This is a genomic window from Flavobacterium tyrosinilyticum, from assembly GCF_023656565.1.
Classification (GTDB): domain Bacteria; phylum Bacteroidota; class Bacteroidia; order Flavobacteriales; family Flavobacteriaceae; genus Flavobacterium; species Flavobacterium tyrosinilyticum.
The window spans coordinates 54,775-68,619 of the sequence record NZ_JAMOKG010000005.1 but is presented as its reverse complement, the minus strand read 5'-3'; the positions used below and the strand labels follow the sequence as shown (position 1 = coordinate 68,619).

Sequence of the window (13,845 nt, the reverse complement as noted above, 5' to 3'; positions counted from 1 at the left end):
ATTTTATAGAAGATTGTATTATAAAATATATTAACAAGTGTATTTGTATTTTATTTAATTAATGTGTAAAAAATTTATTATATAATTTAAAAAACAAAACAAAAAACCACGAAAAGAAGTGAAATTAATTAATGGAGGTGGGATTTTTTTTGACTGCCTGATGGTATACGCACTATTAGAAATCAATTTTAATTATTGTCACAGTACAGCTAAATTGGAGATATCGATCATGTGAAACAAAGAACAAAAGAGTAAATCTATAGCACATAACTAAAAAAATAAACCAAGTGCACGTGGTAGATTTTAGAGTAATGATCTGCGAAAGATTTTCAATTAATTATTAACTATAACAAACATGAAAATCATGAAAAAAATGAGTTTTAAAGACATGAAAGAAAATGCTCTTAAAAGAGATCAAATGAGAATGATTTCTGGAGGCTGTGACGAGTGCGGAGCTGCAACGAAAGAATGTGGTGAAGAATGCGGAGGCGATGCAGGAGGCTGTGATGGATACTGCGACTACTGCAGAAACGGAAAGTGCGACTGCTAAGATTATCCAATCCTAGTTAACAAAGTAAAGGAATTGCATGCAATTCCTTTACTGATATTAAAAAATAGAAATGCAGGAATTGTGATTCCTGCTTCTTTAAATAGATAAGCCAATGCATTATTTAAAAAAAAGATCCTTGTTAAACTGTCCTGAAATTAGCTGTTTAGAAAATACAAAAAAAATGTTCAAAACGGCTCATCTTCTTTTTTTAGTTTCCATTTCTCTATCTGCCCAGAAATTAGGCAATAGAACTGCATTCGAACTAAGGGGGGCAGGTAAAGGATTAAGTATTGATAAGATCTATCTGGTTTACGAAGTTGGCGACAAAAGAATTTATGACTCGGCTAAAATAGATAATAACAAATTTATTTTGAAAGGAAATATCGATTATCCCACAAGAGCCACTTTATGCAATAATCGAGAGTTTAGTATGAGCAGAAGCAATTCTACAGAATTGTTCCTTGAACCAGCCGTAATGGAAATAAAGTTGGATTTTTATGATTTTTCAACAGCAGAGGTAAAGGGCAGTAAAACACAAGACGAATATTCCCAGCTTCAAAAAGTAAAAAACGGTGTATATAGTAAAAGAGATTCTATCTCATTGCTTATAAGATCGTATTTTGACAGGATTACTGTCGCCTCAGACCCGCAGATTAAAGTGGAACTGGAACATCAATTGGAAATTTTGGAAAAACTGTCAGATCAAAATAAAACCACAGAAATGGAGATGGATTTTAATTTTATCAGGCAGAATCCGTCTTCGTTTATAGCTCCCTCTTTACTTTACTACAGATTGGCTAAGAAAGAAGGGCTTTTAAATTATGAAACTATTATTTCTCTTGCTGATGGACTGTCAAAAGAAGTAAAAGAATCTACATCGGGAGTGAGGCTTTTTAAAAGAATCTCCGACTTTAGAAACAGTAAAGTGGGAAGCATTGCTCCTGATTTTATATTAAAAGATTATAATGGAGAGGTGATCCCTCTGGCAACCTTTCGGGATAAAAAATATGTTCTGATAGATTTCTGGGCCAGCTGGTGCGAGCCTTGCAGGGATGATCTGCCTTTTCTTAAAGATGCCTATGAGAAATATAAAGATAAAGGATTTGAAATTATCAGCATATCCAGAGATAAAAATTTAAATTCATGGAGGAAAGCAATCGCCGATGAAAAAATTGGTTTATGGAAGCATATATCCGTTGCTGAAAATCAGACAAAAATTGAAGATAATTACCTTGTGACAGCAATTCCTGTCAAAATTCTAATTAACAAACGGGGCGAAATAATTGGACGATGGAAAGGCAGTGGAGATGAAAATAAAATGGAATTAAAAAAAATACTTGAAAAAACTTTTGACAAAGAATAAAATTTCTAGAACATTTAGATAAAGAGCTTAATATATGACCGAAAATTTCACTTACCTTTTTCAGTATTTAGAAAAAGAAGAACTACCAATTGATAAATCTGAATTTTCATTCCAGGTGCAGTCGCATCCCGATTACCCTACTTTACTGGCTATATCGGATACTTTAAATTTTTTCTCTATAGAAAATTTTGCTATAAATATTGATTTCGATGATATTGAAATTTTGCCCGATAGATTTATTGCCGTTCTAAAAAATGACAATGGTAAAAAGACGCCCTATTTTATTGAAAGGAATGAAACTTCCTATTTCACATATAAAGGAAAAAAAATAGTCGAATATGATAGAGAGCTTTTGCAGCAAAGATGGGGTGGGACTGTTTTATTGGCGGAAAAGACTAATGAAATTGAAACAGGATCTAAGAATAATTATCCATTCATTTTGCCGTCTTTATCTTTAATTCTGCTTGGCATCCTATATTTCAATGCTGATGAAAGTCTTACGACAAAGATTTTTGCCATTTTCCCGATAATCGGCTTTTTGTTTTCAATTGCGGCACTAAAAGATCTGTTTGGTACAAAGAGCGCATTAATTGCAAAATTCTGCAATATTTCAAACGATACAAGCTGTGAGGCTATACTTAACTCAGATAAATGGAAATTGTTCAAATTTTTAAATTTCAGCAGTTTAAGCATCGTGTTTTTTGCGTCTCAGTTTATAGGCCTCTTTGTATTGATACTTGCCGGAAATTCAAATGATTTTTTTATAATTCAAAAAGCATTGCTCTATTGTACTATACCGATCATTGTCCTATCGCTTTATTATCAAAAAATAGTTGAAAAAAAGTGGTGCCCGATATGCTTGGCAATAATATTTACTTTATTGGCAGAGCTCTTGTATATCGAAATATTTCTTGAAAACAGTGTAGGCATTTCGCTCAGATCAATTTTAATATTTGCATTCCTATTTCTGGCTATATCATTTATTTGGTCACTGCTCAAACAGATGTTGGCAAAGCATAATGAGCTGAAAGACATGAATTTTAAAGCGACGAGATTTATACGCAACTATAAAATTTTTAAGATTGTATTGTTATCCAGATCAAAATTAGATATGCTTCAAAGTCCAATCCAACTTGGAAACGCAAACAGTAAAGTCCAAATAACCATAATAACAAATCCTTTTTGCGGCTACTGTAAGGATGCCGATGCATTATTGGCTAAAATTTTGAAGCTTCATGGAGAAAAAGTAAAAATCAATGTGCTGATGGGGATTGATATTGGAAAAGAAAGGGATGAGAAAAAACTGCTGTTAAGAAGCCTGATGGCAATTTATCTGGAAAAGGGACAAGAAGCTTATAGCGAAGCATTAACTAATTGGTTTGAAGAGAAAAATATTGGCGAATGGCTGCAGAAATATAAAATAGATTTTGATATTGTGAAAATCGATGAATTATTTGCCAAACAGTTCGTCTGGTGCCAAAATAACCATTTCCAATTAACGCCTACACTTTTTATTAATGGATATCATTATCCTAAGGTGTATGATAGGCAAAATTTGGAATATTTCATAAATGAATTGATTGAGGATGATCTTTAAATGAAGATAACTAGAGATCTTGGTAATGAAATCCAAAAGCAAATAATAATTTGTCTGGTGTAAGCCATCGGTATCAGATGTGTAAACGTTGCTTACTCCCTATAATATTTGTGGAAAATTAGATATTTATAGCATTATCTTACAAAATTTAAAGCAGCCTTCGGGCTGTTTTTTTTTATATTGTTTCTAATTCAAGCTGTTTTCCAGTTGGTTTTAGATTTTTTATTTTTCTTTTAGTAGAATATGGTTATAATTAATTATTTTTAAATAATTGAAATATAGTGTGTTGCTGTCTTTTTTTGATTAAATTTATATGAAAAAAAGGCAATATGGTTACAGCTATACTTAGAGCACATCCTGAACTGGCACTTTTCTTATGCTTGGCTCTTGGATTCTTAATAGGACGTATTAAGATAGGTACATTTAAAATTGGTGTCGTATTAGGAACTTTATTCGCTGGAGTGCTAATTGGTCAGTTGGATATTGAAATTCCAGATATTGTAAAAACTATTTTCTTTGACTTTTTCTTGTTTTCTACAGGATATAAAGTTGGGCCTCAATTTTTTCAAGGTTTTAAAAAAAATGCATTTCCTCAATTACTGCTTACCTTGGTAATTTGTTTATCGTGTTTATTAGTGGCATATTCGGTCTCTACTTTTTTAGGTTATGATGTTGGAACAGCAGCCGGATTATTAGCAGGGGCATTTTCTGAATCCACTGTAATTGGTACTGCTTCAGATGCCATTAGCCACTTAAATCTTGCTGATGCAGAAAAAAGCCGATTAATCAATAATATTCCGGTAGCTTATTCTGTAACTTATTTGGTAGGAGCAGCATCTTTTGTTTTTTTTCTAACAGGAATTGCTCCAAAATTGCTTGGTATTGATTTAGTGAAAGAAAGTGATAAATTGGCTGAAACCATTTCAGGAGAAACTGAATATGGTCCAGGAATGAAAAGTGCCTATCAGAGATGGATTATCCGTGCCTATAGAATAACCAATGAGAAATGGACCGGAATCAGTATAAGCGAGTTTAAAAGATTAATATCTAACAAGAATATTGTCATTCAGAGGATACGCCATAAGCATCAATTGCTAGACCCAAAACCTGATACTATAATTGATAAAGATGATATTTTGGTTATAATGGGGCAGCACGGAATCATTTTAGACAGTCTCTTTTCTGTTGGACCAGAAGTCTTGGACGAAGAATTGCTAAATTTCCCACTAGCACATTTAGATGTTACGATTACGAATAAGGCTGTCGAAGGAATGACAGTAAAGCTTCTTCGAAAAAGCAGTTTTTATCATGGATTAATGCTAAACAAAATAACGAGAGAAAATCATGAGATACCGCTTGAATCGAAGACGGTTTTAAATAGAGGTGATGTTTTGAATCTTTCAGGCAGGCCAGCAAAACTAGAAGAAGCAGCGAAAGAAATAGGTTATCTGGATCGTTTAAGCCCTGAGACCGATATTATTTTTGTTGGTTTGGGTATTGTCCTTGGTGGACTTTTAGGTTTGCTGTCGGTAACCTTATTTGGCGTTTCAATAACTTTAACAACAAGCGGTGGCGCATTGGTAATGGGACTAGTCTTTGGCTGGCTACATTCGAGAACACCAGTTTTTGGAAGAATTCCAGAACCCGCCTTGTGGATATTTGACAACGTTGGTCTTGCCGCGTTTATAGGACTTGTTGGTCTAGCTGCTGGTCCAAGTTTTATCTCAGGTCTTAAAGAAACTGGCTTTGGTATTTTATTAGCGGGTGTAGCGGTTGCCTTAATTCCTCATATCATCGGACTATATTTTGGAAGATATATATTAAAAATAAACCCGTTAATATTACTTGGCGCTCAAACAGGTGCGGGTACATCAACAATTGGATTAAAAGCGGTTCAAGATGCATCAGGGAGCAAATTTCCCGTTTTAGGTTATACTATTCCCTACGCATTAGCCAATATACTATTGACTGCATTCGGGCCTATACTTGTAGGTATGATGTCGTAATAATATGTTATAAAGTAAAAAACACAATCCCTAGAAAATCGAGATTGCGTTTGCATTAAAAATCAGTTAGTTGAGTTAATTAAATTCCGCCATAACGCAGTGTCGATCCTAAAACCAGCATTGCAACTCCTATTGAAGTAACCGTAAGAATAATTATGGCAATTCTATAAATATTGTTTTTATTAAGATTCGGAATAACAAAAAATTGAGCGCAAACGGCACAGATAAAAGTGCAGAAAAGTAAAATCAGTTTTATGGAAACTACTTTTTCAAATCCGCTCGAGAAATGAAACCAAGTTTCGGCTGTTACGCCAAAATCATACGCCATCCAGATTCCTGTAATAATTAATAAAGCAAGAGAAGACATTCCGAGTGCTTCAAATTTCTTTTCAAAATTTAAAATAATCTGTGGATCTTTTTTCTTCAATGCTGTTGGAAGATAACAAATAGCCAAAAGTAAATGTCCGCCAACCCAAATTGTCGCCGCCAATAGATGAATTATAAGTACAAAATGATGTAAAGCCATAACGTATTCATTTTGAGTTATTAATCTCTAAAAATAACTTTTATTTTTGGAGTGGAGAATTTTTTAAGTTGTATTTCTTTGCTTGAATCGTCTAGTTTTGAAAGTGTTGGCACATTATTCATAAAATGCTGTATATAATAATTTCCTTCAAAATTCTTTGTTTCTAAATATTCAATCATCTTCACAAAATCATTTTCTTTAATTAAAGAAGAATGAAAAGTGGTGCGAACTTCAAACGGAATATTCGATTGAATCAAAATTTCTAAACTTTTTTCAAATTCTGAAAATAAGCCTGATTGCGTTAGTTTTTTAAAGGTATGAGGAAGACTTTTATAATCTAACGCGACATAATCAATTAATTGATCACGAATCAGGCTATTTAATATTTTTGGATTGGAACCGTTGGTATCTATTTTAACCTCAAATCCCATTGCTTTGATTTCTTTTATAAAATCAATTATTTTTTTGTGTAAAGTGCATTCGCCGCCACTCAATACAACACCGTCTAATAATCCTTTTCTAGTTTTTAAGAAAGAAAGAACTTCATTAAAATCAATCTTTCCTTTTCCTAAAACAATGTCTGGATTGTAGCAGTATAAACACCGCATGTTACAGCCCGCAAACCACACTATGCAGGCTGTTTTATGCGGATAATCTAATAAAGTAAAAGGCGTGAGGCTAAATATTCCTTTAATAGATAATGCTTTCTTCGAAATGGGTACGCTGTTGGTGTTCACCTTTTTTTCCAATATTAAAACTTTCTACAGGTCTGTGATATCCCATTACACGTGTATAAACCAAACATTTGCTTCTTTGGGATTTTTTTTCTTCTAGAATTTTAAGCGTTTTCGTTTTCATAAGCCAAGTGTTTTTGATTGTTTTTATTGAGTAAAATTTCGTCGCATTTTGGGCAGTATTCATGTTCTCCGTTTAGATAGCCATGAATAGGGCAGATGCTAAAAATTGGTGTTACGGTTATGTATGGCAGTTTAAAGCCGGTTAAAACTTTCTTTACGAAGTTTTTGCAGGCTTCGGGACTGCTTATTTTTTCTCTCATATAAAGATGCAAAACTGTACCTCCAGTATATTTGCATTGCAATTCGTCTTGAAGTAATAAAGCTTCAAAAGGATCATCGGTATGATCGACTGGAATTTGTGAACTATTGGTATAGTAAATATTTTCGTTTTGACCCGCTTGTAAAATCTCTGGAAAACGCTTTTTATCTTCTTTCGCAAAACGATACGTTGTTCCTTCGGCCGGTGTTGCTTCTAGGTTGTAAAGATTTCCAGTTTCTTCTTGAAACTCCTTCATTCGCAATCTAATATGATCTAGAATTTCTGTAGCGAAATGTATTCCTGAGGTATCCGTTATATTTTGTTTTCCTTCAGAAAAGTTGAGCACCATTTCATTCATTCCGTTAACGCCAATGGTAGAAAAATGATTTCTAAAATGTTTCAGATAGCGTTGCGTGTACGGATAAAGTCCGCGGTCGTACATTTGCTGAATAAAGATTCTTTTTTTCTCTAAAGTCGATTTGGCTATTTGAAGCAGTTCGTCTAAATGTTCAAATAAAGTAATGATATTTCCTTTATGCAGATATCCTAAACGTGCCATATTTATAGTTACAACACCAATGCTTCCCGTCATTTCTGCACTACCAAAAAGACCATTTCCGCGTTTCAATAATTCTCTTAAATCGAGCTGTAATCGGCAACACATACTTCTTACGGCATTTGGTTTGTAAGCTTCTGGGTTTTCAATTCGGTTTCCATTTTCATCCAAAATATATTGGCTTCCAATAAAATTCTGGAAGTAAGAAGAACCTATTTTAGCGGTATTTTCAAATAATAAATCGACATTTTCTCCTTGCCAGTCAAAATCTTCTGTAATATTTACGGTTGGAATCGGAAACGTAAACGGCTGTCCGTTTGCATCTCCTTCGGTCATAATGGTATAATAGGCTTTATTAATGAGATTCATTTCCTTTTGAAAATCGCCATATTTTAAGTCTATCAATTTTTGAGCACCTCTGTTTTGAGCTTCAGTTATTAGATTTGTATCCTTTACATTCAAAAACAAATGCTGATCGTTTCTTGTCGGAATCTGTTCTCTTAAATCTTCTGGAACATTCCAATCCAAAGTAATGTTTGTAAAAGGCGATTGTCCCCAACGTGCAGGTACATTTAGATTGTAAACAAAACTTCTAATTCCTTTTAAAACCTCTTCATAAGAAAGCTGATCTTTAAAAACATAAGGAGCCAAATAGGTATCAAAAGAACTGAAAGCCTGAGCGCCTGCCCATTCGCTTTGCAGAATTCCTAAGAAATTAGCCATTTGTCCCAATGCTTCCCTAAAATGAGAAGGAGGTCTGCTCTCGACACGGCCACGCACGCCATTAAAACCTTCATTTAATAGCACACGTAGGCTCCAACCAGCGCAGTATCCGGTAAGACAATCCAAATCATGGATGTGTATGTCGCCATTCCTATGAGCAGAACCTTCTTCTTTATTATATATTTTATCGAGCCAATAATTGGCAATAACTTTTCCTGCAGTATTGCTGACTAAGCCAGCGTTTGAATACGAAATATTGGCATTGGCATTAATTCTCCAATCGGATTGATTAATGTATTCTTCAACAGTTTGCGTACTGTCTATATAAGTGGTGTCATCGTTTAAACCATTAATATGTTCTCGCTGTAATTTTCTGGTATGACGATAAATGATAAACGAACGCATGGTCTGGAAATATCCATTTTCAAAAAGTGCTCTTTCTATCATGTCCTGAATTTCTTCTACAGGCCACGAAAACTTTACCTCAAGACCAGAAAGAACGGTTTTGAAAATTCTCTTGTCTATAGGCTGATTGACGCTTTGAAAGGCTTTCTGAATGGCATCCTGAATTTTATAAGCTTCAAAAGGCTTATAATCTCCATTGCGTTTGATTACATATTTTTCCATGGTATTCTTTTAATTTAAGACACTTTTTCAAATGTTTTTTCAAGTTCAATTGCTTTTGGAAATAAGATGTTGTTTTCCAGATGAATGTGCTTCTTTAAATCTTTGTCAAATTCTTCCAGCATTAGAAAAGCAACTTTATAAGTATTGCATGAGTCAACAGGTGGTGTATAATTATTGGTTAATGCCGCAATTCTTTTAAAGCGCTGTCCTTCGGTTATATGATCCTCTTTTAATGTTGTAATTGGATTTTCGATAGATAAAAAAGGCGGTGTTTCCAGTTCTTGACCTTTACTGTGTGCGATTTTCATTTTTTTTATAAAAGGAAAAACAACCAACTCTTCTCGTTTCATATGAGCTGTGAGATCCAAGTACGTCTTTGAAAAAATAGTATGAATCTCATGAAGCTCAGGATGAATCGCACCGTGAACACCGCATAATTTATTTAAATACTCCAAAATAATAGGGGACTTTTCTTCTACATATCTATGATGGGTTTTGGTTATATAATCTGCAATCATATCAGCTGACCAACTTTTGTAATCAAAAGACTGATTGGCAGAACTGTTTCTTGCTTTTTCAATGTGCTCAATAAGAGCACTTTCTTCAATATCTCTTTTTTTGCAAACTTCTTCGATTGTTCGATGTCCTTTGCAACAAAAGTCAATATTGAATTTTGTAAAAATGGCTGCTGTTTTGAAATCATCTGCGACGATTTCTCCAATGGTTGTTTTGCTTGTTAGTTTCATAATGGTTGGGGGTATAGATTAATTTTGGTTTCAGCATATTTTTTGGTCCGTTGCAGTTTTACATTGCTTAATTATCAATAAAGAAACCGCAATCATATTCGAAAATTCGATAAATGGAATCGTAATTTCGTGTGCTTCTGTAAGGGAAACGGCATAATTATGAAGCTCTTTTATTTTTTCAAAAGCCAATTCGGCATCGCGTTCTTCGCTTGTATAAAATGCGGTCACCAGTTTTTGCAATTCTTTTTTAAGTATTTCAAAAGCAAGGTAATCATCGACTTGATGCGCCTTCGGAAACTTCGGAATTAATATTTGGGATGAAAAAAGAAATTCGGCAATAGTTCTGTCTACGTTTTCTGAAGCCTGATGAGCAAAGACTAGACCTTCAAGAAGAGAGTTGGATGCCAGACGGTTTTTACCATGAAGACCTGTTCTAGCGCATTCTCCAATAGCATAAAGATTTTTTATTGTCGTTACTCCATTTTTATCTACTCGAATACCGCCACATTGATAATGCGCCGCAGGAACAACAGGAATTAAATCTTTTTCAGGATAAATTCCCAACTCATTGCAATGTGCTGTGATCACTGGAAATTGATTTGAAAAAGCTTTTGGATCTAAATGTCTACAGTCTAAATAAACATGTTTTTTTCCGCTCGCTTGAAGTTCTTTACTAATGGCAGTTGAGACCATATCTCGTGTAGACAATTCGCCTCGGATATCATATTTGAATAAAAACCTTTTTCCTTCCTCATTTACAATATGAGCGCCAAAGCCCCTAACAGCTTCTGAAATCAAAAACAACGGATTTTCTTTTCCTGTAAATAAAGCGGTTGGATGAAACTGCATGTATTCCATATCTGCAATTTCTGCTCCCGCACGTGCTGCCATTGCGAGTCCATCTCCCGTTGCTATTTTCGGATTTGTTGTGTTTTCAAAAAGCTGTCCGCATCCCCCAGTACTCATAACAATAGTGCGCGTTCTCATGTATTTGATGCGATTGTGTTTTTTTTCATAAAAGAAGACTCCGGTACAAGTAGTTTTAGCTTTCTTTGTTTCGGTATTGATATCAATGACCATATGATTCTCTAAGAGTTCAATATTGGGCATCTTCTTAATAATCTTGAGTAGTTTACTCTCAATTTCCTGTCCGGAGCTGTCTTTATGATGTAATATTCTGTGTTGTGAATGTCCTCCTTCTAAACCTAGATTCCATTGGCCTTTTTCATCTTTGTCAAAAGAAGTTCCAATTTCAATTAATTCCTGAAGTCTTTCTGGAGCTTGCGTAATCACCATATTGACAATTTCTTTATCGCACAAACCACCTCCAGAACGAAGCGTATCATGAATGTGTTTATTGAAACTGTCTTTTAAATGATCTGTAACTACAGCAATACCGCCTTGAGCGAGTTGTGTATTGGTATTTTTGGCTGTTTCTTTCGTCATTATAACAATAGATAAGTCTGGACGTTTTTTTGCTATTTTCATGGCAAAAAATAATCCCGAAATACCAGAACCGATGATAAGTATATCTGTTTTAAGCATGTTATTTTGATTTAAGGTTATTGCGTTTTTTATGATAATTCAAGCATTCTTTTAATAGGCTTTAGCGCTTCTATTCTCAGTTCATCTTTAATAAGCATTTCTGGCCTTTCATTTTTAAGGCACAAATACAATTTTTCGAGTGTATTCATTTTCATAAGAGCACATTCGCTGCAAGCACAGCTGTTGTCTTCTGTGGTAGGAGCCGGAATCAACGTTTTATCAGGTACCGCTTTTGTAAGCTCATGCAAGATACCGGCTTCTGTGGCCACAATGAAAACGGCAGCAGGATCCGTTTTAATGAAATTAATAATTCCCGAAGTCGAGCCAATAAAATGTGCTGCTTTTAAAATATGACTTTCAGATTCAGGGTGAGCTGCAATTTTTGCAGTCGGATTTTTGTTATATATTTCTATTAATTTGTCTAATGAAAAGGCTTCGTGCACAACGCATGAGCCTTTCCATAAGACAAGTTCGCGCTTGGTTTCTTTTTGAAGATACTTGCCTAAATTTTCATCTGGAGCAAATATTATTTTTTGTTCTGCTGGAATAGATTCGATTATCTTTTTGGCATTTGCCGATGTGCAGACTAAATCGCTCATAGCTTTTATTTGTGCAGAACAGTTAATGTAAGTAACCACAATGTGATCGGGATGCTGTTCTTTAAACAATTTAAAATCTTCGGGCGGACAGCCGTCAGCAAGCGAACAGCCAGCGTTCCAGTCTGGCAATACCACTTTTTTATTTGGGTTTAAAATTTTTGCTGTTTCTGCCATAAAATGAACTCCTGCAAAAACTATAATATCAGCATTAGTATTTTGTGCTTTTTTAGCCAATTCAAGACTATCACCTATAAAATCTGCTATTTCCTGAATATTCTCATCTTGGTAATAATGAGCCAGGATAACGGCATTTTTTTCTTTTTTCAATCGGATGATCTCCTGTACTAAAAAGTTCTTGTTCATTTTTTATTCTTTGTATTTTCGGCTTCGCTAACCTATAAAGCTGTTGGGTATTTATTTTTTAAGCTTGTATCAAAATATATTTAAGCATATAATTTTAATAGGGTAAATATATTATCATCATTTTTTTCAAAACATGATTCTAATCATACTGTTTAATTTTTGTTTTTATATGTTAACCTTGATAATTTGAGTTTTACCAATAAAAAAAGCATGAAAAGGAAGTTCTTTTCATGCTTTTTAAAATTATAGATTTTTAGAATTTATCTATCTACTAATGTAAGAGTTACTCTTCTGTTCAGCGGCCTGTTTTCTACTGGAGTATTTGGAACCAAAGGTTCGCTTTCACCTTTCGAAAATAAATGCATGCGATTAGATTCAATTCCTTTATTCTGTAAATAATCTGAAACAGCTTGCGCTCTTTTCATTCCAATTTCAAGATTGCGTGCTTCTGTTCCTATATCACAAGTATATCCTGTAATATTAAGATCAATATCTTTATTTGATTTTAGAATTTTAGCAATTTCATCCAATCTTGTAGCCAATTGCGGCGTTACATCGGTGTTTCCGACTTCTTGGAAAGCAAGCGGTTTTTCAACGTATGTCCGATCAGTTGTGGTAAGTTCCTTTTTAGCTGGTGGAGTTTCAACTACTTTTTGCTGCACAGGCGCTTTTTCTTGAACAGGCGCTTCAGTTTTAGTTACCACTTCTTCTTTTTGTTGTACGGCTACTGGTTCTGGCTTGTTTTTATTTAGCATAAAACCTAATTTCAGTTGAACACCTGCAGAGAAGTAACGGCTTTCTTGAACAATTTTTCTATTGCCACTCGTACCATTTGCTTGAATATTATCCAGTCCGTTAGGGTTGTACGCAACGATGTTAAGATTGGCATTTTCTTTGGCCATTTCTGTCAAACCGTAGTCCACATATACACCAGTATAAAGCTGTGTATTTTCTTTTAGTTTGAAAGTAAGACCTGTTTCAACACTTAAAAGAAAAGAAGGATCTAAGCTTACGGTTGCTTTATCCTGCCAATTGGTTACTTTTCCAAATCCGTGAGAAGGTAGATCATCAACCAAAAGATTTATATCTGGATAGTAACCACTTAACTGTAGTTCTGAAGCCGAAGCTTTTGCAGTTTGTTTTCCTGGAAACATAATTTTTCCTCCGAATCCAAAGTACAATTGCGTCTGAGAGGCAATTGAAGTTCTGTATTGCATCATTAATGGAATAGCAAAACCAATAAAATGCTGATCTTCTTTGTAGTTAGTAGGAGTGACCTGATACTCAAATGCAGAAGTCTGGTCGTCAACTTCATAAGTTGAGATTGTCGTTCCGTTATTTAATTTAAAACTATTTTGATTGTAAGTAACATCAACCCCTGTGGAAACTCCCCAGTGATCGCTGAAGAAATAGGTGTATCCAACACCTATTCCTCCACCAAATTTTAATTTTCCGTCTCCGATATTGCTATCATAAAGAATTCCAGACGGACCTCCATTAATCTTGACATTAATTTCCTGCGCTTTTATTGTGACACTACACAGTAGTAGTATGGCTATTGTGGTTTTAATTTTCATTGCTTGTAATT

Annotated in this window: 12 protein-coding genes; 4 read left to right on the top strand and 8 right to left on the bottom strand. The window is 34.4% G+C overall.

The genetic code is table 11. The features are described from left to right. Positions 1-364 precede the first annotated feature (364 nt). The 4 genes from NCC77_RS22555 to aspT all read left to right on the top strand — a co-directional run bounded on the left by NCC77_RS22555 (position 365) and on the right by aspT (position 5,516). On the top strand, positions 365-550 hold the full coding sequence (locus tag NCC77_RS22555) for a hypothetical protein (RefSeq protein ID WP_141248145.1): 186 nt from the start codon (positions 365-367) through the stop codon (positions 548-550). Positions 551-662: 112 nt separating this feature from the next. Next, a complete protein-coding gene (locus NCC77_RS22550; protein WP_250837572.1) occupies positions 663-1,913 on the top strand; it encodes a TlpA disulfide reductase family protein in 1,251 nt (416 codons plus the stop codon). Between the two features lie 34 nt (positions 1,914-1,947). Then, entirely contained in the window at positions 1,948-3,510 is a 1,563-nt protein-coding gene (locus NCC77_RS22545) for a vitamin K epoxide reductase family protein (protein WP_250837571.1), read from the top strand. 329 nt (positions 3,511-3,839) lie between these two features. Continuing rightward, positions 3,840-5,516: an aspartate-alanine antiporter gene (gene aspT / locus NCC77_RS22540; RefSeq protein WP_250837570.1), complete on the top strand. Its 1,677-nt coding sequence runs from the start codon at positions 3,840-3,842 to the stop codon at positions 5,514-5,516. A 79-nt stretch (positions 5,517-5,595) separates the two neighbouring features. Here aspT and NCC77_RS22535 read toward each other — a convergent pair whose 3' ends face one another. The 8 genes from NCC77_RS22535 to NCC77_RS22500 all read right to left on the bottom strand — a co-directional run bounded on the left by NCC77_RS22535 (position 5,596) and on the right by NCC77_RS22500 (position 13,834). Beyond that, entirely contained in the window at positions 5,596-6,042 is a 447-nt protein-coding gene (locus NCC77_RS22535) for a copper resistance protein CopD (protein ID WP_250837569.1), read from the bottom strand. Between the two features lie 20 nt (positions 6,043-6,062). Then, positions 6,063-6,779, bottom strand: a complete 717-nt coding sequence (locus NCC77_RS22530; protein ID WP_250837568.1) for an anaerobic ribonucleoside-triphosphate reductase activating protein — start codon at positions 6,777-6,779, stop codon at positions 6,063-6,065. Next, positions 6,733-6,900 carry an anaerobic ribonucleoside-triphosphate reductase gene (nrdD, locus tag NCC77_RS22525; RefSeq protein WP_172426906.1) on the bottom strand — a complete coding sequence of 56 codons (168 nt, stop codon included), beginning with the start codon at positions 6,898-6,900 and terminating at the stop codon, positions 6,733-6,735. Before nrdD ends, NCC77_RS22530 begins: the two co-directional genes overlap by 47 nt. After that, positions 6,881-9,004, bottom strand: a complete 2,124-nt coding sequence (locus NCC77_RS22520) for a ribonucleoside triphosphate reductase (RefSeq protein WP_250837567.1) — start codon at positions 9,002-9,004, stop codon at positions 6,881-6,883. The genes nrdD and NCC77_RS22520 overlap by 20 nt, the downstream gene beginning before the upstream one ends. A 14-nt stretch (positions 9,005-9,018) precedes the next feature. After that, positions 9,019-9,750 (bottom strand): iron-sulfur cluster repair di-iron protein, encoded by a 732-nt coding sequence (ric, locus tag NCC77_RS22515; RefSeq protein ID WP_250837566.1) that lies wholly within the window; start codon positions 9,748-9,750, stop codon positions 9,019-9,021. A 30-nt stretch (positions 9,751-9,780) separates the two neighbouring features. Further along, entirely contained in the window at positions 9,781-11,295 is a 1,515-nt protein-coding gene (gene nadB / locus NCC77_RS22510; RefSeq protein ID WP_250837565.1) for an L-aspartate oxidase, read from the bottom strand. 29 nt (positions 11,296-11,324) lie between these two features. Next, on the bottom strand, positions 11,325-12,257 hold the full coding sequence (gene nadA / locus NCC77_RS22505) for a quinolinate synthase NadA (protein WP_250837564.1): 933 nt from the start codon (positions 12,255-12,257) through the stop codon (positions 11,325-11,327). Positions 12,258-12,517: 260 nt separating this feature from the next. Further along, positions 12,518-13,834: an OmpA family protein gene (locus NCC77_RS22500; protein ID WP_250837563.1), complete on the bottom strand. Its 1,317-nt coding sequence runs from the start codon at positions 13,832-13,834 to the stop codon at positions 12,518-12,520. Positions 13,835-13,845 lie beyond the last annotated feature (11 nt).